Annotated in this window: 19 protein-coding genes; 8 read left to right on the top strand and 11 right to left on the bottom strand. The window is 66.4% G+C overall.

Features of this window, described 5'->3' with window-relative positions:
- The first annotated feature begins 66 nt into the window (after window positions 1-66).
- Window positions 67-561 carry a DUF2141 domain-containing protein gene (locus tag V2B31_RS18665; RefSeq protein ID WP_328281485.1) on the top strand — a complete coding sequence of 165 codons (495 nt, stop codon included), beginning with the start codon at window positions 67-69 and terminating at the stop codon, window positions 559-561.
- Window positions 562-571: 10 nt separating this feature from the next.
- Window positions 572-1,540: a diacylglycerol/lipid kinase family protein gene (locus V2B31_RS18660; RefSeq protein ID WP_328281483.1), complete on the top strand. Its 969-nt coding sequence runs from the start codon at window positions 572-574 to the stop codon at window positions 1,538-1,540.
- 411 nt (window positions 1,541-1,951) lie between these two features.
- Here V2B31_RS18660 and dgcA read toward each other — a convergent pair whose 3' ends face one another.
- Window positions 1,952-2,929 carry an N-acetyl-D-Glu racemase DgcA gene (gene dgcA, locus V2B31_RS18655; RefSeq protein WP_328281499.1) on the bottom strand — a complete coding sequence of 326 codons (978 nt, stop codon included), beginning with the start codon at window positions 2,927-2,929 and terminating at the stop codon, window positions 1,952-1,954.
- An 82-nt stretch (window positions 2,930-3,011) separates the two neighbouring features.
- Between dgcA and V2B31_RS18650 the strand changes: the two genes are divergently transcribed.
- Together V2B31_RS18650 and V2B31_RS18645 are read left to right on the top strand one after the other, a co-directional pair.
- Window positions 3,012-4,304, top strand: a complete 1,293-nt coding sequence (locus V2B31_RS18650; RefSeq protein WP_328281481.1) for a class I SAM-dependent methyltransferase — start codon at window positions 3,012-3,014, stop codon at window positions 4,302-4,304.
- A gap of 43 nt (window positions 4,305-4,347) precedes the next feature.
- The gene (locus V2B31_RS18645) at window positions 4,348-6,126 is read left to right on the top strand and encodes an ABC transporter transmembrane domain-containing protein (RefSeq protein ID WP_328281480.1); all 1,779 of its coding nucleotides are present in this window, start codon (window positions 4,348-4,350) and stop codon (window positions 6,124-6,126) included.
- Window positions 6,127-6,140: 14 nt separating this feature from the next.
- Here the strand turns inward: V2B31_RS18645 and V2B31_RS18640 are convergent, their stop codons facing one another.
- From V2B31_RS18640 to V2B31_RS18620, 5 genes are all read right to left on the bottom strand, one after another.
- Window positions 6,141-6,467, bottom strand: a complete 327-nt coding sequence (locus V2B31_RS18640) for a PilZ domain-containing protein (RefSeq protein WP_328281478.1) — start codon at window positions 6,465-6,467, stop codon at window positions 6,141-6,143.
- A gap of 210 nt (window positions 6,468-6,677) precedes the next feature.
- Window positions 6,678-7,100 (bottom strand): ExbD/TolR family protein, encoded by a 423-nt coding sequence (locus V2B31_RS18635; RefSeq protein WP_328281476.1) that lies wholly within the window; start codon window positions 7,098-7,100, stop codon window positions 6,678-6,680.
- A 17-nt stretch (window positions 7,101-7,117) separates the two neighbouring features.
- Complete coding sequence (locus V2B31_RS18630) at window positions 7,118-7,606, bottom strand: ExbD/TolR family protein (RefSeq protein ID WP_328281474.1); 489 nt, start codon at window positions 7,604-7,606, stop codon at window positions 7,118-7,120.
- Window positions 7,607-7,729: 123 nt separating this feature from the next.
- Window positions 7,730-8,473, bottom strand: coding sequence for a MotA/TolQ/ExbB proton channel family protein (locus V2B31_RS18625; protein WP_328281472.1), 744 nt, complete (start codon window positions 8,471-8,473; stop codon window positions 7,730-7,732).
- Window positions 8,474-8,545: 72 nt separating this feature from the next.
- Entirely contained in the window at window positions 8,546-9,208 is a 663-nt protein-coding gene (locus V2B31_RS18620) for an energy transducer TonB (RefSeq protein ID WP_328281470.1), read from the bottom strand.
- A 265-nt stretch (window positions 9,209-9,473) separates the two neighbouring features.
- Here V2B31_RS18620 and V2B31_RS18615 point away from each other — a divergent pair, with 265 nt between their 5' ends.
- The 3 genes from V2B31_RS18615 (at window position 9,474) to glpX (ending at window position 12,772) form a co-directional block, all read left to right on the top strand.
- Window positions 9,474-10,334 carry a hypothetical protein gene (locus tag V2B31_RS18615; RefSeq protein ID WP_422248183.1) on the top strand — a complete coding sequence of 287 codons (861 nt, stop codon included), beginning with the start codon at window positions 9,474-9,476 and terminating at the stop codon, window positions 10,332-10,334.
- 79 nt (window positions 10,335-10,413) lie between these two features.
- Complete coding sequence (locus V2B31_RS18610; RefSeq protein ID WP_328281466.1) at window positions 10,414-11,718, top strand: homoserine dehydrogenase; 1,305 nt, start codon at window positions 10,414-10,416, stop codon at window positions 11,716-11,718.
- Window positions 11,719-11,788: 70 nt separating this feature from the next.
- Window positions 11,789-12,772: a class II fructose-bisphosphatase gene (gene glpX, locus V2B31_RS18605; RefSeq protein ID WP_328281497.1), complete on the top strand. Its 984-nt coding sequence runs from the start codon at window positions 11,789-11,791 to the stop codon at window positions 12,770-12,772.
- Window positions 12,773-12,783: 11 nt separating this feature from the next.
- Here the strand turns inward: glpX and V2B31_RS18600 are convergent, their stop codons facing one another.
- From V2B31_RS18600 to V2B31_RS18580, 5 genes are all read right to left on the bottom strand, one after another.
- Window positions 12,784-13,161: a MerC domain-containing protein gene (locus tag V2B31_RS18600; RefSeq protein WP_328281464.1), complete on the bottom strand. Its 378-nt coding sequence runs from the start codon at window positions 13,159-13,161 to the stop codon at window positions 12,784-12,786.
- A gap of 79 nt (window positions 13,162-13,240) precedes the next feature.
- The gene (locus tag V2B31_RS18595; protein ID WP_328281462.1) at window positions 13,241-15,019 is read right to left on the bottom strand and encodes a sensor domain-containing diguanylate cyclase; all 1,779 of its coding nucleotides are present in this window, start codon (window positions 15,017-15,019) and stop codon (window positions 13,241-13,243) included.
- Window positions 15,020-15,106: 87 nt separating this feature from the next.
- Entirely contained in the window at window positions 15,107-15,484 is a 378-nt protein-coding gene (gene clpS, locus V2B31_RS18590) for an ATP-dependent Clp protease adapter ClpS (RefSeq protein WP_328281460.1), read from the bottom strand.
- 146 nt (window positions 15,485-15,630) lie between these two features.
- The gene (locus V2B31_RS18585; protein WP_328281458.1) at window positions 15,631-16,488 is read right to left on the bottom strand and encodes a phasin family protein; all 858 of its coding nucleotides are present in this window, start codon (window positions 16,486-16,488) and stop codon (window positions 15,631-15,633) included.
- Between the two features lie 141 nt (window positions 16,489-16,629).
- Window positions 16,630-18,369 carry a PHA/PHB synthase family protein gene (locus V2B31_RS18580; RefSeq protein ID WP_328281456.1) on the bottom strand — a complete coding sequence of 580 codons (1,740 nt, stop codon included), beginning with the start codon at window positions 18,367-18,369 and terminating at the stop codon, window positions 16,630-16,632.
- Between the two features lie 142 nt (window positions 18,370-18,511).
- Between V2B31_RS18580 and V2B31_RS18575 the strand changes: the two genes are divergently transcribed.
- Window positions 18,512-19,723 (top strand): LL-diaminopimelate aminotransferase, encoded by a 1,212-nt coding sequence (locus V2B31_RS18575; RefSeq protein ID WP_328281453.1) that lies wholly within the window; start codon window positions 18,512-18,514, stop codon window positions 19,721-19,723.
- Window positions 19,724-19,770: the final 47 nt, after the last annotated feature.

Raw genomic sequence — 19,770 nt, 5'->3', positions numbered from 1 at the left:
GTTTGCGGGGCGAACAGGGGCTCGCCATCCGGTCGTTGCCGGACGGCTATAGCTTCCAGGAGTCTGATGGTCATGGTAAAAGTTGCACGGGGTTTGATGGTGGCGAGCGCGCTGGTCGCGTCCTCGGCCGCGCTCGCCCATGGGCAGGAAATCGGCAATGATCTGGCGCGCTGCGCCTCCGATGCGAAGGGGCCGGCGGTGCTGGTCGACGTGCGCGGCTTTTCCGCCGCCACCGGCAAGGTGCGCGTCCAATCCTATCCCGCGACGAAGGCGTCGTGGCTGACGAAGGGCGAATGGCTGAGCCGCATCGACACGGCGGTGCGCCCGGCGGGCGGCGCGATGCGCTTCTGCGTGCCGGTGCCGCAGCCCGGCCGTTATGGCATTGCCGTGCGCCATGATCGCGACGGCAATGGCAAGACCGACATTTCGCGCGACGGCGGCGGCTTTTCCAACAATCCCTCGCTCAGCATCTTCAATCTCGGCAAGCCGGGGGTGGAGAAGGCCGCTTTCTATGCGGGGCCGGGGGTGACGAAGATCACCATCAACCTGCAATATATGTAGGCGGGAAAAGATGGTCTGCGTCGCGCTCCTGTCCAATCCCAAATCGACGGGCAACCGCCAGACCCTTCCGCGCGTCCGCAGCTATTGCGCCAACAATCCCGACATCTTCCATTATGAGGTGGAGCAGGTCGACCAGATCGGCCGCGCGTTTCAGACGATCGCGCGCGTCGATCCCGCCGTCATCGTCATCAACGGCGGCGACGGCACGGTGCAGGCGTCGCTGACCGAGCTGTATCAGGGCGCGCATTTCAAGGGGCGGGTGCCCCCCATCGCCGTGCTGCCCAATGGCAAGACCAACCTCATCGCGCTCGACCTTGGCATCCATGGCGATCCGATCAAGGCGCTGGAGCGGATCGTGCAGATCGCCAAGGCCGGGATCGACGATCATGTCGTCGCGCGCGAGCTGATCGCCCTGTCGGACGGTCAGGCGGAAAGCCGCCCGGTGCTGGGCATGTTCCTGGGCGGCGCGGGCCTCGCCGACACGATGCTCTATTGCCGCAACCAGATTTATCCGCTCGGCCTCTCCAACGGCATCAGCCATTTTATCACGGCCGTCGCGGTCATCTTCTCGATGCTGTTCGGCATCCGCGCGCGCTTCCTGCCGCCATCGGGCAAGCCGGTGCGCATCTCGCTGATCCGCGACGGACAACTGGTCGGCCGTTTCGCGGTGCTGATCGTGACCACGCTGGAAAAGCTGCTGCTGGGGGTCCAGACCGGCGGCAGCCAGCGCGGCAATATGAAGCTGATGGCGGTGGACCAGAGCCTCCCCGCGCTGCTGCGGCTCGTCTGGGCCAGCGTCTTCAAGCGCGTGGGCAAGGCCAAGATGCAGGGCATCCACCTGGAACAGGGCGACGTCATCCGCATCGAGGGCGACCATAGCAGCGTTATCCTCGACGGCGAACTGTTCGAGGCATCCGAAGGCCGCCCGATCGTGCTGCGCTCGACCGACCCCGTGCCGTTCCTGCGCCTCGCAGCCTGACCCCCCTCCCCATCCTTGCCGTTCTTCGTCACCCCGGACTTGATCCGGGGTCCCGCTGCCTTCGGGGCGGCAGCGAAGAAGCGGGATCCCGGGTCGAGCCCGGGATGACGGATGAATATTCCGACCGCATATCCCGCAACGCTACCCCTTTCCTAATAGGATTTTCTCTGCTCCATCCTGACCGATGCAGCCGTCCGCCACCCCCGCCGGTACCCGACAGGCGCGTCGCTATGACCCGCCCGGCGTGTCACCGGTGCGTCATGGTGACCCGACAGTGACTCACCTGAGCCCCAATAATGACCCACCCGTGACCCGAGCGTTGCCTTGCGGAAGCGTCGCGAGCGCGTTGCAGGCGCGTCGCGGAGGCTTTTGCCCGAAAACGCCTCACGACACTGTATACTTCGCTCGCCGTTACCCAGCAGTGCCCCACAGCGTCCCCGGCGCCAGCATCCCGTCCGCCACCGCCAGCCCACCCGGCCGGTCCTCGGCCAACAGCAACGCGCCGTCAAGGTCGATCCAGTCCGCCCCCTGCGCCACCAATGCGGCCGGCGCGACGCCGAGCGAGGTGCCGAGCATACAGCCCACCATGACCCGGAACCCGCGCCGCCGCGCCTGCGCCCGCAGCGCCAGCGCCTCGGTCAGGCCGCCCGCCTTGTCGAGCTTGATGTTGACCGCATCGAACCCGCCCAGCCGGTCGAGATCGGCGCTTGTATGACAGCTTTCGTCGGCGCACAGCGGCAACGGCGCGCGCACCCCGTCGAGCCGCGCCTCCGCGCCATGGCGCACCGGCTGCTCCACCATCTCGACCCCCAGCGCCGCCAGCGCCGCCGCTTCCGCCGATATGTCCATGTCGTGCCAGCTTTCATTGGCGTCGACGATCAGCCGCGCATTCGGCGCGCCAGCCCGAACCGCCGCGACCCGATCCCGGTCGCCCGCGCCGGTCAGCTTGCATTTCAGCAGCCCGAACCCCCTCGCAGCGGCGGCCCTTGCATCGGCCTCCATCGCTGCCGGCTCGCCCAGGCTGATGGTGAAGGCGGTGGGCAGCGGCGCGGGCGGCTCCAGCCCCGCCAGCCGCCACACCGGCACCCCGGCGCGCTTCGCTTCCAGATCCCACAGCGCGCAGTCGAGCGCATTGCGCGCTGCGCCGCGCGGCATATGAGCCAGCAACGCCTGCCGCTCCAATGGCCCGGCATAGGCGGCGATCGCCGCGACGCATCCCTCCGCGCTCTCGCCCTCATAATAGATGGCCGTGCCTTCGCCCCGCCCTTCATGCACCCCGTCGCCGACGATGCAGACGACCACATCGACATGCGTCTTGGCCCCCCGACTGATGACGAACGCGCCCGCCACCGGCCAGCGTTCAACCGTCGCGGAAATTATGCGGGTCATCGGTCTTACCTGTGTCATGGATTGCGCCCTATGCGCGAAAGCCGATGACGGGCATAGCCTTTCCGATAAGGAGTTTTCCTGCGTGACATCCCGCGAGCTTACCGGTTTTCTCCCGCTCAGCGAAGCCGCGCCAGCGCAAGGCGACCTGCGCCGCAAGGCCGGCGATCTCGCCTGGCGGCTTGCATTCGGCGCAATCGGCTGGCCCTGGCTGCTCGCCAGCCTGTCGGGCGGCCGCCCGGCGGACAAGCGCGCGCTGCTCGACGAACTCGGCCTGCCGCACGACGCGCTGCCCCATTTGGGGAGCTGGAAGGCCGATGTCGGCTTCCTGCGCCACATCGTCCGCGAAATCGCCCGGCTGCGGCCCGCCCATGTGGTCGAGCTGGGCGCAGGCGCGTCCTCGCTGGTCGCGGCGCGCGCGCTGCAATTGCACGGCGGCGGGCGGCTGCACAGTTTCGACCAGCATGGCGGCTTTGTCGATGCGACGCGGCAGTGGCTCGGCGAACATGGGCTGGATGTCGATATCCGCCATGCGCCGCTGACTCAGGAGAGCGGCGACTGGCCCGGCCGCTGGTATGCGGTCGATCATCTGCCTGACCGGATCGACCTCATCATCATCGACGGCCCGCCCTGGAGCGTCCATCCGCTGGTGCGCGGCGCGGCCGACAGCCTGTTTTCGCGCCTGTCGCCTGATGGCGTGGTGCTGCTGGACGATGCCGCCCGGCCCGGCGAGCGGCTCGTCGCGCGGCGCTGGCGGCAGCGCTGGCCGCATATCGATTTCCGCCTGATGCGCGACGGGACGAAGGGCACGCTGGTCGGCCGCCGCCGCGACCCGGCGCTGCCGGTCGCCAACGATGACGACGCGGGGCGGACATGGCGGCATATGGGCCGCGCCGCCGGCATCGCGGCGCTGATCGCCACCGGGTGGATCGCGCGCGGCGCGCTGGGCGAGTTTCCGCAGCCAGCCCAAGCCAACAGCTTCCTCGATGAAGCCGCCGCCTCGCGCCGCGCCGGGCTGCTCAGGCAAAGCATGGCGTCGCAGGTCGAAAGCGCGACGCTCGACCCGCATGAGATCGAGCGGTCGACCGGCATCACCCTTCCCGCCCTCCCCGCCGGCTGGCGCGTGACCGACGTTCAGCTTTTCCCGACGGCGGACAGCAGCGCCATCGCCATCAGCCTGGTGACGCCGCAGGGCGAGCCGCTCTCCTTCTTCGCCGACCGCGCCGAAACCCCGGCCGAGGCGACCCCGCTCATGGCCCGCCGCGCCGGTGAGACAATCGCTTATTGGGAAGATGGAGCGATGGCCTATGCGCTGATCGGCAAAGCGAATGCGCGGCGGGTGATGCAGCTCGCCGGGACGATCGCGCCCGGGGGGTGAACGGCCATTGAGGGGGGACGGAGGGGCTGCTAAGCGGCCGGTCATGGACGATGTTTCCGCAACCCGCGCCGCGCCGCGACCCGCCCTTGGCAGCCTGGCGATGCTGTGGCGGTTCGCCCGCCGTTACCCCGCGCGTATCGCCGCCGCGCTCGGCGCGCTGATCGTCTCGTCGGCGGCGACGCTCGGCATCCCCAGCGGCTTCCGGCTGGTGATCGACCGGGGTTTCATGGGCGGCGGCGACATCAGCCGCTGGTTCGAGTATCTGCTGCTGATCGTAGTCGTGCTCGCCATCGCCTCGGCGCTGCGCTTCTATTTCGTCTCGACGCTGGGGGAGCGCGTCGTCGCCGACATACGCAGCGCCACCCAGGCGAACCTGCTGCGCCAGGCGCCCCGCTTCTTCGAGGAAAACCGCCCCTCCGAAATCGCGTCGCGCATGACCGCCGACACAGCGATCGTTGAAAATGTCGTGGGCTCCACCGTCTCGGTCGCGCTGCGCAATCTGGTGACGGGGATCGGCGGCCTTGCCTATCTCTTTGTCCTCGCCCCCAAGCTCGCTGCGCTGCTGCTGCTCGGCATCCCGATCATCCTCGTTGTGCTGATCGGCCTCGGCCGCCGCGTCCGGCGCCTGTCCCGCGCCAGCCAGGACCGGCTGGCGGATGTCGGCAGCGTCACCAGCGAAGTGCTGGGCGCGATGAAGATCGTCCAGGCGTTCGGCCAGGAAGCGCGCGAGGCGGCGCGCTTCGACGCGACGGTGGAGGCAGGCTTCGCCACCGCCCGCCGCCGTATCCGGCTGCGGGCGATCATGACCGCGGTGGTCATCGCGCTGGTGTTCGGATCGATCACCGCCGTCATGTGGCAGGGCGCGCTCGACGTCGCCGCCGGCCGCCTGTCGGGGGGCAGCATCGCCGCCTTCGTGCTGACTGGCGGCCTTGTCGCCGGCGCATTCGGATCGCTGTCGGAAAGCTGGGGCGACCTGTTGCGTGGCGCGGGCGCGGCGAGCCGGCTCGACGAACTGATGCGGGCGGAACCCGATATCCATCCGCCCGCCGATCCAGTGCCAATTCCGGCCTCGGCCGCCGGGGCGCGGCTGGAGTTCGAGGCGGTGCATTTCCATTATCCGACTCGCCCCGATCAGGCGGCGCTGCACGGCGTCAGCTTTGGGGTGGAGCCGGGCGAGACGGTCGCCATCGTTGGCCCGTCGGGCGCGGGCAAATCGACCATCATCCAGCTGGCGCTGCGCTTCTATGATGCCGATGCCGGCACGGTGCGGCTGAACGGGGTCGCCCTGCCCGATGCTGACCCCGCGGCGCTGCGCGGCATGACCGCGATGGTGCCACAGGACAGCGTGATCTTCGCCGCGTCCGCGCGCGACAATCTGCGCTATGGCTGCTGGGACGCGAGCGACGATCGTATCTGGGAGGCAGCGCGTGCGGCCAATGCGGAAGGCTTCCTCCGCGCCCTGCCTCAGGGGCTCGACACCTATCTCGGCGAAGGCGGCGCGCGCCTCTCCGGCGGGCAGCGCCAGCGCATCGCCATCGCCCGCGCGCTGCTGCGCGACGCCCCGCTGCTGCTGCTGGACGAAGCGACCTCGGCGCTCGATGCCGAGTCCGAGCGGCTGGTGCAGGAAGCGCTCGCCCGGCTGATGCAGGGGCGCACCACCATCGTCATCGCCCACCGGCTGGCGACGGTGCGCGCGGCGGACCGCATATTAGTGATGGACGAAGGCCGCATCGTCGAGCAGGGCGATCATGCCGCGCTGGTGGCGCAGGGCGGCCTCTATGCCCGGCTCGCCAGCCTGCAATTTCAGGATGCCGTCGCCTGAGCGGCACGCGGCGCTCAGCGCACTTTGGCGAGGCTCAGCCGAACGATATGATCGAGGATAGCGGGGTGCAGCGGGCGCTCGAAGGCGCAGCCCGATTCATGCGCCTGCACCCATGTCACGCGCGCGCGCCGGCCTTCAAACCCTGGCAGCATGATCCAGATGTCGCTGCCCACGATCAGTTTCATGAAGCTTTGCAGGCGAAAGCCGCTGATCGACACATCGGTGATGCGGCTGGTGAACCAGCTTTCGCCGGGCCGCCGCACCTTGACCGCGATCTGCACATGGCGCCGCTCGGCCGCCCGCGCTTTCCGGTCATATTCTAGAAGTCGTTCCGCACCCATGGCCTGTCGATCGCGTCGCTTGCGACGGTATGATCGGCCATGGAGGTAAGCAAAAGGTTAAATGCCGCGCCGACCATGCCGTGGGCGCAACGAAAAAGGGCCGCCATGGAAGGCGGCCCGTTGTCTTAGGGCATGATCGGAACGGGTCCGGTCCACAATCCCGGCGAAGCGGGAAGTCTTGGCGCCGGTGCGGCGCGGACCCGTCAGCGATCAGAAATTGCCATATTGTTCGTTGCCGACGAAACCCAGCTTGGTCACGCCCGCGCGCTTGATCTCCGCCAGCACCTCGTCAACGACGACATAGCGGGTCTGCGCGTCCGGCTGGAACTGGAGTTCCGGCTCGACCGGCAGGCGCAGCGACTGCTGCAGATATTGACGCAGGGTCAGAAGGTCGATCGGTGACCCGTTCCAGGTGATGACGCCACCGGCGTCGATCGCGACCTTGTTCTTGACCGGGTCGACGACGCTGTCGGTCGGCGGCGCGTTCTGCGGCAGGTCGATCTTCACCGCATGGGTCTGGATCGGGATGGTGATGATGAACATGATGAGGAGAACGAGCATGACGTCGATCAGCGGCGTCGTGTTCATTTCCACCATCGGTTCGCCGTCATCGCGGCCGGCACTCATTGCCATGGGAGACTACTCCTAGATTAAAGCCGCTGGACGCCCTGGCCCGGCTCCGGCTCGGAGATGAATCCGACCTTGGGGAAACCGGCCCGCTGCATCGTGTAGATGGTGCCGCCGATGCAACGATAGGGGACGTTGATGTCGCCGCGGATATGCACTTCGGGCAGATCCTCGGGCGTCATATTCTCGACCCCGCCCGCCTTCTTGATGTCCGCTTCCAGCTTGGCGACGGCGCGATCGAGCAGTTCGCTCGAATTGACCGGCGTCATGCCCCAGAAGACCGCGCAGCTGCCGTCGCCGGCCGCTGTCACCGAAAGCGACACATTTTCCGGCTTCGTCGTGGTCGGCTCGAACGCCACCTTGGGAAGCTGCAGATCGACCGACTGAACGACGACCGGGACCGCGATGAGAAAGATGATGAGCAACACCAGCATGACGTCGACGAGCGGCGTCGTGTTGATGTCGGACATCGGCTTGTCGTCACCGCCGTCAGAGCCAACACTCATTGCCATTGATATTATCCTAACCTTGGTGTCGATGGCGCCCCGTCATGGGTAGCGCGGGGGCCATGGTCGGCGGGGAACCGGGCGGTCGCAGCCGCCGCCCGGTTCCTTACGCCGGCGTCAAGAGACCGATCAGGCCTTGGTCGGCGCGGCGGCCGGCTTGGCGGCAGGCGCAGCCGGGGCCGGCTTCACGGCGCCGTCCGAGACCAGATAGGCCAGCAGATCGACGGTGAAGCCGTTGAGCTGCTCGGCGATCGCCTTGTTGCGGCGCTGCAGGAAGTTGTAGGCAAGCACCGCAGGAACCGCGACCGCAAGGCCGAGCGCGGTCATGATGAGCGCTTCACCGACCGGGCCGGCGACCGCGTCGATCGATGCCTGCCCTGCCGCACCGATCTTGATGAGCGCGCGATAGATGCCGATAACCGTACCGAACAGACCGATGAACGGCGAGGTCGAACCAACGGTCGCGAGGAAAGCGAGACCGCCGTTCAGCGACGAGTTGATCGCGCCTTCCGAACGGGCGAGCGAGCCGTGCAGCCAGTCATGCGCTTCGACCGGATCCTTCAGCTTGCCATGCTCTTCCTGGGCCTTGATGCCGTCGTCGACGATCTGCTTGTAGGCCGAGTTCTTCTCGAGCTTGGCCGACGCTTCCTTGAGCGAAGCGGCGCGCCAGAAGGTCGCGCGGACCTTCTTGCCCTGGTTGATTACCTTCTGCTGCTCGATCAGCTTGGTGAACAGGATGTAGAAGGTGCCGACCGACATGCCGACCAGGATGATGAAGACGGTCCAGGCGATGGTGCCGCCCTGCTCCAGGGCTTCCATGAGACCATAGGGGTTTTCCGGCTTGGGGGCCGCAGCTGCGAGATACATCAACATGTTCAAGACTTCCCTCTCAATAAGATCGTGCGGGGGGAAGGCGGCGGGGAGCGCCTGCCTTCCCGTTAAGGATTATTCCGGCAGACGCCACGTGATCCGGCCGTTGTACGTGTCCGCCATCGGCTGACCATCGCTGCCGACAGCCGCCTTGAAGCGCGCGCGACGCGGCAGCAGGCGACAGGTCGCTTCATCGAGGTCGGCATGGCCGGTCGATGAGGTGATGGTGCAGTTGGTGACGCGCCCGTCAGGCCCGATTTCCAGGCGGAAACCGGCCGTGCCCGAGCGTTCCTCGCGCTGCGCGCGGCTCGGATAGTCCGCGTCGCTGAGCCAGCTGCCTGGTGCGCCACGCGGCGCGGCGCGCTGCGCGGCCTGGGGCGGCGGCGGGGGCGCGGGCGGCGGCGGCGGGGGAGCGGCGACCGGAACCGGGTTGAACACCGGAGGCGGTGTCCGCACGGTCTGGATCGGCGGGGCCGGAGCCGGCGTCTGGACGATCGGCGGCGGGGCGACGACCGGCGGCGGCTCGACCGGCTGGTCTGGCGGCGGCGGCGGCGGTTCCTCGTCCGGTGGTGGCGGTTCCTCCTTCACGTCGATCACGTTCAACTGTTCCGCCGCCTTTTTGACATATTTCATGCCAAGACCGGTGACGAAGGCATAGCCGAGAACAGCGTGAATCAGGGCGACGATGATGATCGATATCGTGCGACTCGATCCTTGCGAGTGGTCAGCATAGGCCATTCGGCAACGACACTCCTTAACTCATCTTACCAGTGGTTTATACAAATCAGCCAAAAACGACCCTAGCTGGCCGGGCTGTCCCGGTCACCTTTGGCCCCTATCCGTCCATTTGCTACCGCGCAAACTCCTATCGCGGCGCATCGTGGCACGCAAACGCTTTATCGATATCTTCACTTGCGTTTACCAATCGGTGGCGGAAAGACTTGCCTGTGACATGATTGCCACGGGCTGAAACAATAGGACGAAGCAGAAAATGAAACCCTCCATGCGCTTTGCGACCCTTGGCGCGCTGTGCCTCATTTCAGCCGCATATCCCGCGGTTTTCCCTGCTTCGGCGCAACGCAGTGCAATGGTACCGTCATCATCGCCGCTGCCGCAAGCCCTCTCCTATGCCGACCTGGTGGACCTCGCCGAACATGCGCCGCTGGTCGCCAATGTGCGGATTCGCAACATCATCGCGCTCAAGCCCGAGCAGGCGCCCGGCGTCGCGCCCGGGCACCGCCGGCTGTTCATGGAAGCCGATGTGATCGGGTTGATTCGCGGCGAAGGGGGGATCAGCCCGTCCGTGGCCTATCTCTATGACGCCCCGCTCGACGCGCGCGGCAAGCCGCCCAAGCTCAAAAAGGCGCAGCTGATCCTCTTCGCCCACGCCGGCGCGCGGCCGGGCGACATCCAGCTGATCGCCCCCGACGCGCAGATCCCCGCCACCCCGGACAGCGTCGCGCGCGTCAAGGCCGTGCTCTCCAGCCTGGTCGCGCCGGACGCGCCGCCGCGCATATTGGGTCTGGGCGACGCCTTCCATGTCGCCGGCACGATCGCGGGCGAGGGCGAGACGCAGATTTTCCTGCGGACCGAAAATGGCGACCCGGTCTCGCTTTCCATCCTGCGCCGGCCCGGCCAGCCGCCGCGCTGGGCCGTCGCGCTCGGCGAGATCGTGGATGAGGCGGCCCGCCCGCCCGAGCCCGGCAGCCTGCTCTGGTATCGGCTCGCCTGTGCCCTGCCGCCGACTTTGCCGGCAAGTTCGGTCCGTTCCCTGCCAGTGCTGGACGCGGAAGCGGCGCGGGCGGACTATGCTGTGGTGGTCCAGGCGCTCGGCCCGTGCGGGCGCACTCGCAAGGCAGGTTGACGCTGTTTTCCTTGGACAGGGCCGCGCCGCCCGCTATCAGCGCGCTCACCCAGAGAACCGCCAGGGAAGTGAAGCCGCCATGTCCAATCTCCACCGCCATGCCCCGCTGCGCGTTGCGCTTGTCGGTCTGGGAACAGTGGGCGGCGGCGTCATCCGGCTGCTGGAGACCAACGGCGACCTGATCGCCCGCCGCGCCGGCTGCCCGATCCAGATCGTCGCCATTTCGGCGCGCGACCGCAACAAGGATCGTGGCGTCGACCTCACCTCCTATGAATGGGTGGACGACATGACGACGCTGGCGACGCGCGACGATGTCGATGTCGTGGTCGAGCTGATCGGCGGGTCGGACGGGCCAGCGCTGACTCTCGCGCGCCAGTGCCTGACGGTGGGCAAGCCCTTCGTCACGGCGAACAAGGCGATGCTGGCGCATCACGGCCTAGACCTCGCCCGCCTGGCCGAGCAGGGCGGCATCGCGCTCAAATATGAGGCGGCGGTCGCAGGCGGCATCCCGGTCATCAAGGGAATGCGCGAAGGCGCGGCCGCCAACGAGATTTCCCGCGTCTACGGCATCCTCAACGGCACCTGTAACTACATCCTGACCACGATGGAAAAGGAAGGCCGCGACTTTGCCGAGGTGCTGAAGGAAGCACAGGAGCTGGGCTATGCCGAGGCCGATCCGAGCTTCGACATCGACGGGGTGGACGCCGCGCACAAGCTCAGCATTCTCGCCAGCCTCGCCTTCGGCACCGAGCTGGATTTCGGCGCGGTGGCGACCACCGGCATCCGCCATGTCATCGCCGCCGACATCGCCGAAGCGGCCGCATTGGGCTTCCGCATTCGCCTCGTCGGCATGGCGCAAAATGGGCCGGAAGGCTTGTTCCAGCGCGTCCACCCGATGCTGGTGCCCTTCGACCATCCGCTCGCCCATGTCGATGGATCATTGAACGCCGTCGTCGCGGAGGGGAATTTCGTCGGCCGGCTCTTCTTCCAGGGGCGCGGCGCGGGCGATGGACCGACCGCCTCGGCGGTGGTCGCCGACCTGATCGACGTGGCGCGGGACGAATATGGCGACGCCTTCGCCATGCCGGTCGCCGCGCTGCTGCCCCAGCATAGCGCGGACGCCGGCGCGCGGATCGGCCGCGCCTATCTGCGCTTCAAGGTGCAGGACCGCCCCGGCGTGCTGGCGGAGATCGCTGCCGCCACCCGCGACGCGGGCGTTTCGATCGAATCGATGATTCAGCGCGGTGCGAGCCAGGCCGATGGCGTGCTGGTCGCGATCGTGACCCATGCCGGGCAGGAACGATGCGTGCGCGACACGCTCGACCGGCTCGCCGGATCGGACAGCCTGCTCGACACGCCGATGGTGATGCACATTCTCGACTGACCGCCACGCGCCTCGACATGGCGGGGGCAAACGCCTATCCGCTGCCGCATAACGAAGGCAGGGGACGATGATGGTGCAGGCAAGTTCGACGCTCGACCGCGTGCTGGTGCTGGAGATGGTCCGCGTCACCGAAGCGGCCGCCATCGCCGCCTCCCGCTTGATCGGCCGCGGCGACGAAAAGGCCGCCGATGCCGCCGCGGTCGAAGCGATGCGCCTCGCCTTCAACGATCTCTACATGGACGGCACCGTGGTCATCGGCGAGGGCGAGCGCGACGAGGCGCCGATGCTCTATATCGGCGAGAAGGTCGGCAATGCGATCGGCACCGGGCCAAGGATCGACATCGCGCTCGATCCGCTGGAGGGTACGACCATCACCGCCAAGGCCGGGCCGAACGCGCTCGCCGTGCTTGCCATATCAGAGGAAGGCGGGCTGCTGAACGCGCCCGACGTCTATATGGAGAAGCTCGCCATCGGGCCGGGCTATCCCGAAGGAACGATCGACCTCACCCGCTCGGTGCGCGACAATGTGGAGGCGGTTGCGGCGGCGAAGGGCGTCGATCCGCACGACCTCATCGTCTGCGTCCTGGATCGGCCCCGGCACGAGCGGCTGATCGCCGAGTTGCGCGCGATCGGCTGCGGCATCATGCTGATCCCCGATGGCGATGTGGCGGGCGTAATTGCGACCAGCGATCCCGAGACGACGATCGACATCTATATGGGGTCGGGCGGCGCACCCGAAGGGGTGCTCGCCTGCGCGGCGCTGCGCTGCGTCGGCGGACAGTTCAAGGGCAAGCTGCTGTTCCGCAACGATGCCGAAAAGGCGCGCGCCCGCAAATGGGGCATCGCCGACCTCGACAAGATATACGACCTCAAGGAACTGGCGAAGGGCGACTGCATCTTCGCCGCGACGGGCGTGACGGACGGGTCGCTGCTCGACGGGGTGAAGCGGGTGCCCGGCGGTCGGCTGACCACGCACAGCGTCGTCATGCGCGCCAGCACCGGGACGGTGCGCTGGGTCAAGGGCGAGCATCGGCTCGACCATAAGGGCGTCTGAAAGGAGCGGCTTTACCGTCCGGCGCGATGGTTGAGATCGTGGCCCAGCGCCAATATGCCGACGCCGATCAGCGTATAGACGCTTTCCTGCCAGCCATGGTCCATGGTGAGCGCGCCCGCCATGACGCCCAGGCCCAGCGATCCGATCGCCGCCGGCATCATATAGCCATGGACAATCGCCCCGTGTCCGAGCGCTACCGCGCCGAGCAGGATCGCCAGCACCAGTCCCGCCTCATGAAAGAGCGGGCTCTCGAAAATGCCGCCGGCCGACGCCAGCAGGCCAAGGATGACGGCGGTAGCGAAGCAATGGGCGACGCACAGCCCTGACAGCGCGATCGCCATTCGATCGATCCGGCCGGTCATCAGCGCATGGCGGAGCGTAAGCTTCATCGTGGGCGGTACATAGGCCAGCCCATCTGAAGTTACAACATATCATTGCAAATAAAGACAGGCGGCAAGCCTCGCGGGCTCAGGCGGCGAGGCGCAGGCAGTTGCGGCCGCTATGCTTGGCCCGGTAGAGCGCCTTGTCCGCGGCTTCGAGCAGCGCCGAGCGGGTCGATCCGCCATCCAGCGCCACCAGCCCCGCGCTGAAGGTCACGAACACCGCTTCGCCCTCCCCTACTGGAACCGGATCGGCGAGGCGCGCCCGCAACCGCTCGCACAGCGCGCTCGACCGGTCGATGTCGCTATCGACCAGAAGGATGGCAAACTCCTCGCCGCCCAGCCGGCCGATGCTGTCGCCGGTGCGCAGACCCGGCCGCAACCGCTCGACAAAGGCGCTCAGCACGCGGTCGCCGGCGCCATGGCCGTAACGGTCGTTGACCGACTTGAAATGATCGAGGTCGATGAGCAGCAGGCAGGAGCGCGCGCCGGTGCCGGCCCTCTCGATCTCGCGATCCAGCTTCTCGAGGAACGCGCGGCGGCTGTCCGCGCCGGTCAGCGAATCGCGGGCGGCGACCTGCTGAAGGACGCGCTGGCGCGCTTTGTGTTTGGATATGTCCCGCACCGTGCTGACGACCCCGGACGGACGGCCGCGTTCGTCCACCATCGCGCGCGTGACGATCTCGCACCATTCGGTGTCGCTGGAGGATATGAGCGGGCGGAACTCGACCCGGTGCGTGCTGCCTGGCCGGGCGAGCGCGCTGCGATGCGCCAGGATGACGGCGGCGCGATCCTGCGGATCGACCAGATTGGCGGCCGGCTGCCCCACCAGCAGGTCCGGCGCGCAGCCGATCTGCTCATGCGCGGAGGGCGAGGCATAGAGGATCGTGCCGTCGATACTGAGATTGAGCACAATGTCGCCGCTATGCTCGGCGATCGCCCGGAACCGGTTCTCGCTATCGGCCAGCATCTCGAACAGCCGCCGCCGCATGGTGAGTTCGGCCGCGACCGGCATGCAGAGCAGAAAACTGAGCGCAACATAGAATTGGAAGAACTGCACCCGCTGACCCACATTCTCGCCGATCAGCATCAGCGGCCCTTCGCCCGCCATCGTCGCAGCGCCGCCCACCATCGCGAGGATGATGACGGCTGCGGCCGTCCCCATCTGCCCGACACGGAAGGCGATCAGCACCAGCGGGAGGAGCGGCGCGAACAGCAGCGGGTAACGCGCCCAGAAGAAGACATGGACAGCGGCCAGCGAGAAGAACAGCAGCAGCGCTGCTGCCTCCGCCTTGCGTGCAGTCGGGCTTTCGCGCCACCAGCGACCCGCTTCGCCCTGGAGTATCATGATGAGGATGGGCGTGCAGATGAGGCCACCGAGCACATGGCCGCTATACCATTGCAGGAAGGAGGGACCAAAGCCGACCGGCGTCAGCAGCGCGGCCACGCTCGCCGCCAGCACCCCCGCCACGACATTGGCGACGCCGCACAGCGCGACGATGAAGATCAGCAGCGGACGGATCGATCCCGTTACGCGATGATCCGGGACAAAGCGGCGGCAGAGGATCGCGACGATCAGCGCCTCCAATATGTTGATCGCCGCCATCGGGACGGCGGCCAGCGGCCCCATGCCCAGCAGCGCCGTCGCGGCCGCGCTGGCCGGGGCGCAGGCTAGCAGCGCGCGCGGCCAGTGCCGCCGCCGCGATGTCAGCAGTTCGGCCATCAGAAAGGCGTTGGCGCCCCAGATGAACGCCAGCCCGCCCTCAAAGCGCGACACCGCAAGCGCGGCGCAGGCGGCCACGAAATAGATGATCCCGATCGCGATTGGCGACAGGGAAGAGGGATGACGAAGAGCGACCCGCGGCATAGGCGGCGAGTGTTATGCCGCTATCCTTAATATTTGCTCACGATCAGCGCGCTTGCGCGCCACAAGCTCCGCGCGGCCTGCCCGCCTTCAGGCCTTTTCCAGCGTGCATTGCAGCGGATGCTGGTTCTGCCGGGCGAAGTCCATCACCTGATTGACCTTCGTCTCGGCGACTTCATAGCTGAAAATGCCGCATACGCCGACGCCGCGCTGATGGACGTGCAGCATCACCCGAGTCGCTTCCTCCATGTCCATGCGGAAGAAGCTCTGGAGAACATGGACGACGAACTCCATCGGCGTATAGTCGTCGTTCAGCATCAGCACCTTGTAGAGCGAGGGCTTCTTGGTGCGAGTGCGGGTGCGCGTGGCGATGCCGACGCCCGGACCGCCGGGGCTGTCGCCCTGATCGTCCTGATCCCGGTCCGCCATCAGCACGGGCCATCCATATGGGTGCGCTTCATCGGTCATGATGGACGAGAATATGGCGATTCTGCTCGCCAAGGCAAGGGGCCTGCCGCCTCCGCTCGTCGCTGCGCGCGGCCGGCGCAAAAGACGAAGGGCGCCCCTCCTGCCGGAGGGACGCCCCTTGCTATCGTGATCCTGACGGCAGGCGATCAGGCCGCCAGCGACTTCACCTTGTCGGTGACCAGCGTCACGCGCGCGGTGAGCGGCTGGGCGACGTCGCCCGCCAGCTTGACCATCGCTTCGCTATGCTTGGCGGCTTCCTTGGTGAAGTCGTCGAAGCTGGCCGAGAGCATCTGGCTCTGCAGCTGGAAGAATTCGGTCGGGGTCTTGACGGTCGAGAAGCTCTTGAACGAGGCGGTGGCCTTCTCGAAGCTCTTGCGGGTGTAATCGACCGCTTCCTGGCCGAGCACTTCCATGCCCTTGGCGGCGATCTTGCCGGCTTCGACCATCGCTTCGACATTGCCCTTGGCGATGTCGCTCATTTCCTCGATCGCCTTGGTCGACTTTTCGACATGGGCCTTGGTCTTCTCGTTGAAGTCGGCATAGGCGGTTTCAAACTTGGCCTTGGTGTCCTCGGCGAACTTCTTTCCGGTTTCGATCACTTCGTTCATCATCGTGGTTCCTTCTAATGCGGGCAGGGGCACTGCGTCTTCGATTGCCGTTTCCGGCAGGCTTTTGCTGGTTCCGGGAAGCGGTGCTTCCAGTTCGGCTTCAGGTTCGGGCGCCGCGTCCACCGCCGTGGTCGCTGCGATCACCGCCACCTGATCCGTCGGCGGGGGTGGCGGCGGCGTTTCCTTGGGCTCTTCCGGCGCGGGCGCGGGCGCCTTGCGCGACGGATTGGTATCGATCGGCTTCACCGCCGCCTGTACCGGCTTGCGCGCAGGCTTGGGGGCAGCGGGTGGCGTGATCGCGGTTTCCGCAGCTTTGAGCACTTCACTGGCCGACAAGGTCGGAGACGCCGCTTTCGGACGTCCGGGGCCCCTGCCGGTTTTCGGGGTTTCGGCCATCACCTTCCTCCGTTTGTTGCACTGCACAATATAGTAAAGCGCAGCCCGTTACAAGGGATTTTGTGCAGTGCAACAAAAATGCCATAGACGACTGGCCGCAGGCCGCGTGCACTTCATCGCAAGTTGAGGAAAATGCTGTCTTTACCTGCTCTTGACATAGCGGCCTGGCGCATCCTCGATCGCCTTCAGCCGACCGCCGCCCGGCACTCGCGCGCCCTTTACCCGCACGGCGCGCGAATCGATGCTTTCGATCCAGGCGCGCCAGTCGGGCCACCAGCTTCCCTTGGTCTCCTTCGCCGCCGACAGGAACGCCTCCAGCGTCGGCTGCGGCGCGTCGCAGGACCAATATTGATATTTCATCGCCGCGGGTGGATTGACGACGCCGGCGATATGCCCCGATCCGGCGAGCAGAAAGCGGGTCGGCCCGGCGAAATGCTCGGTCAGCTTCCATACGCTTTCCAGCGGCGCGATATGGTCTTCCCGCCCCGCCTGCACATAGGCGGGGGTTTTGACCTGACCAAGGTCGATCGACGTCCCCGCGACGCTGATCGCGCCCGGCACCACCAGCAGATTGTCGCGATAGAGCTGAGTCAGATAATCGCGGTGCCAGCGCGCGGGCAGATTGGTGGTGTCGCCATTCCAGTAGAGCAGGTCGAAAGGCGGGTAATCCTGCCCCAGCAGATAATTATTGACCACATAGTTCCAAATGAGGTCGCGCCCGCGCAACAGGTTGAAGGTCGCGGCCATATAGCGCCCGTCGAGGAAACCGCCGGCCGATAGCTGCTCGACCAGCTTCATCTGTTCATCGTCGACGAACAGCGTCAGGTCGCCCGCCTGGCTGAAATCGACCTGCGCAGTGAAGAAGGTCGCGCTCGCCACCCGGTCGGCCTCGCCCCGCGCGGCGAGCAAGGCCAGCGTCGCGGCAAGAGTGGTGCCCGCAACGCAATAGCCGATCGTATGGACGCTCTCCACGCCCAAGAGGTCGCGCACCGTGTCGATCGCATCGATCTGCCCGTTCAGGATATAATCGTCCCAGACCAGATCCTTCATCGAGGCGTCGGCCGACTTCCAGGACACGAGGAACACGCTCAGCCCCTGATCCACCGCCCATTTGACGAAGCTCTTTTCCGGCGACAGGTCGAGAATATAGAAGCGATTGATCCAGGGCGGGAAGATGAGGAGCGGCGTTGCCAGCACCTCCTCCGTGCTCGGCGCATAATGGATGAGCTGATAGAGCGGCGTCTCATGGATCACCTTGCCGGGCGTCGAGGCGATGTTGCGGCCCAGCTCGAAGGCGGTGCCATCGGTATGGGTGAGCTGGCCCTTCTCCATGTCGGCCAGCATATGGTTGAGCCCCTTCACCAGATTCTCGCCGCCGCTCTCGATCGTCTTCTGCACGACCTGGGGGTTAGTCAGCGGGAAATTACTCGGCGAGATCGCGTCGAGCAGGCCCGTCGTGGCGAAGCGCAGCTTGGCCTTCTGCTTGGGATCGACGCCATCGACCGCATCGGCCATCTTCATGAGATAGTCCGAAAGCAGCAAGTAGCTCTGGCGAATGAGGTCGTAGAAGGGATGCTCGGTCCAGGCGGGATCGGCAAAGCGCCGGTCCTTGCGCGCGGCGGGGCTGTCCGCCGGGGCGGGTTCCGGCCGGTCGCGCAGCAGCCCGCCCGAATCGAGGAAGCGCTGCCACAGCGCCAGCCCTTCGTCGGCGAAGCTGCTCTGGATGCGGGCAACGATCTCCGGGTCGAAGGGCGGCGTCTGGCCAGTGACGCCGGCAGCCTGTTCCAGCATCAATTGCTGGGCACGGCCGATCACCTGCGTCCATTGCTGCATTTCGGTGAGGGTCGGCAGCCGAGGTTCCAGAATGTCGTTCTGTGCCATAGCCACTGTCCTTCTCCTGGCATCGCCATGCGAACCGCTTTTTCTGGCGCGCCATCCAAGGGCGGGTTATAGCCCGAATGTGACGCGCAAGCGGCGCGTAACGCACTATTCCCTACCGCGAGCTTTCAGGAAAGCCCCAATAATGTCCGAAGAATTTTACCGCATGAAGCGCCTGCCGCCCTATGTCATCGCAGAAGTCAATGCGATGCGGGCCGCCGCGCGGGCCGCGGGGGAGGACATTATCGACCTTGGCATGGGCAATCCCGACCTGCCGCCGCCCGACCATGTCATCCAGAAGCTGATAGAGGTGGCGCAGAAGCCGAGCGCGCACGGCTATTCGCAGTCGCGCGGCATTCCGGGACTCCGCAAGGCGCAGGCCAATTATTATGGTCGCCGCTTCGGCGTGGATATCGATCCGGAAACCGAGGTCGTCGTGACGATGGGATCGAAGGAGGGGCTCGCCAGCCTTGCGACGGCGATCACCGAGCCGGGCGACGTGGTGCTGGCCCCCAATCCGAGCTACCCGATCCACACCTTCGGCTTCATCATCGCCGGCGCGACGATCCGGTCGGTGCCGACGACGCCGGACGAGAATTATTTCCGCTCGTTGGATCGCGCCATGGCATTCACCGTACCGCGGCCCTCGATCCTGGTCGTCAACTATCCGTCGAACCCTACGGCGGAGACGGTGGATCTCGCTTTCTACGAGCGGCTGGTCGCCTGGGCGAAGGAGAACAAGGTCTGGATACTCTCCGACCTTGCCTATTCCGAGCTTTATTATGACGGCAACCCGACCCCCTCGATCCTCCAGGTGCCGGGCGCGAAGGATGTCGCGATCGAATTCACCTCGCTGTCCAAGACCTATTCGATGGCCGGCTGGCGCATGGGCTTTGCCGTGGGCAACCGCAAGCTGATCGCGGCAATGACCCGGGTGAAATCCTATCTCGATTATGGCGCGTTCACGCCGATTCAGGCCGCCGCCTGCGCTGCGCTCAACGGACCGCAGGACATTGTCGAGAAGAACCGCCAGCTCTACCACAAGCGCCGCGACGTGCTGGTGGAGAGTTTCGGCCGCGCGGGGTGGGACATTCCGCCGGCGCGCGCCTCGATGTTCTGCTGGGCGCCCTTGCCGCCCGCGCTCAAGGACATGGGGTCGCTGGAATTCTCCAAACAACTCCTGACCCATGCCAAGGTCGCGGTCGCGCCGGGCGTGGGCTATGGCGAGGATGGCGAGGGCTTCGTGCGCATCGCCATGGTCGAAAATGAGCAGCGGCTGCGGCAGGCGGCGCGCAACATCAAGGCGTATCTCAAGTCCATGGGCGTCAATACGCCCTCCTCGAAGGGCGCTGCTTGATTTCTTCGCCTGCGTCTGCCCTTCTGTTCCCCGGCGAAGGCCGGGGT

The sequence above is a fragment of the Sphingobium sp. genome, from assembly GCF_036170395.1.
In the GTDB taxonomy this organism is placed as follows: domain Bacteria; phylum Pseudomonadota; class Alphaproteobacteria; order Sphingomonadales; family Sphingomonadaceae; genus Sphingobium.
Note: the sequence above shows the minus strand (reverse complement) of the source record. Positions and strands in the feature narration are given on the sequence as shown.

Excerpts from the sequence above, each read along its gene's own strand:
- V2B31_RS18665 (WP_328281485.1), top strand. The coding sequence starts at position 67 with ATGGTCATGGTAAAAGTTGCACGGGGTTTGATGGTGGCGAGCGCGCTG.
- V2B31_RS18660 (WP_328281483.1), top strand. The coding sequence starts at position 572 with ATGGTCTGCGTCGCGCTCCTGTCCAATCCCAAATCGACGGGCAACCGC.
- dgcA (WP_328281499.1), bottom strand. The coding sequence starts at position 2,929 with ATGACCCGCATAATTTCCGCGACGGTTGAACGCTGGCCGGTGGCGGGC.
- V2B31_RS18645 (WP_328281480.1), top strand. The coding sequence starts at position 4,348 with ATGGACGATGTTTCCGCAACCCGCGCCGCGCCGCGACCCGCCCTTGGC.
- V2B31_RS18640 (WP_328281478.1), bottom strand. The coding sequence starts at position 6,467 with ATGGGTGCGGAACGACTTCTAGAATATGACCGGAAAGCGCGGGCGGCC.
- V2B31_RS18635 (WP_328281476.1), bottom strand. The coding sequence starts at position 7,100 with ATGGCAATGAGTGCCGGCCGCGATGACGGCGAACCGATGGTGGAAATG.
- V2B31_RS18630 (WP_328281474.1), bottom strand. The coding sequence starts at position 7,606 with ATGGCAATGAGTGTTGGCTCTGACGGCGGTGACGACAAGCCGATGTCC.
- V2B31_RS18625 (WP_328281472.1), bottom strand. The coding sequence starts at position 8,473 with ATGTTGATGTATCTCGCAGCTGCGGCCCCCAAGCCGGAAAACCCCTAT.
- V2B31_RS18620 (WP_328281470.1), bottom strand. The coding sequence starts at position 9,208 with ATGGCCTATGCTGACCACTCGCAAGGATCGAGTCGCACGATATCGATC.
- V2B31_RS18615 (WP_422248183.1), top strand. The coding sequence starts at position 9,474 with ATGCGCTTTGCGACCCTTGGCGCGCTGTGCCTCATTTCAGCCGCATAT.
- V2B31_RS18610 (WP_328281466.1), top strand. The coding sequence starts at position 10,414 with ATGTCCAATCTCCACCGCCATGCCCCGCTGCGCGTTGCGCTTGTCGGT.
- glpX (WP_328281497.1), top strand. The coding sequence starts at position 11,789 with ATGGTGCAGGCAAGTTCGACGCTCGACCGCGTGCTGGTGCTGGAGATG.
- V2B31_RS18600 (WP_328281464.1), bottom strand. The coding sequence starts at position 13,161 with ATGAAGCTTACGCTCCGCCATGCGCTGATGACCGGCCGGATCGATCGA.
- V2B31_RS18595 (WP_328281462.1), bottom strand. The coding sequence starts at position 15,019 with ATGCCGCGGGTCGCTCTTCGTCATCCCTCTTCCCTGTCGCCAATCGCG.
- clpS (WP_328281460.1), bottom strand. The coding sequence starts at position 15,484 with ATGACCGATGAAGCGCACCCATATGGATGGCCCGTGCTGATGGCGGAC.
- V2B31_RS18585 (WP_328281458.1), bottom strand. The coding sequence starts at position 16,488 with ATGGCCGAAACCCCGAAAACCGGCAGGGGCCCCGGACGTCCGAAAGCG.
- V2B31_RS18580 (WP_328281456.1), bottom strand. The coding sequence starts at position 18,369 with ATGGCACAGAACGACATTCTGGAACCTCGGCTGCCGACCCTCACCGAA.
- V2B31_RS18575 (WP_328281453.1), top strand. The coding sequence starts at position 18,512 with ATGTCCGAAGAATTTTACCGCATGAAGCGCCTGCCGCCCTATGTCATC.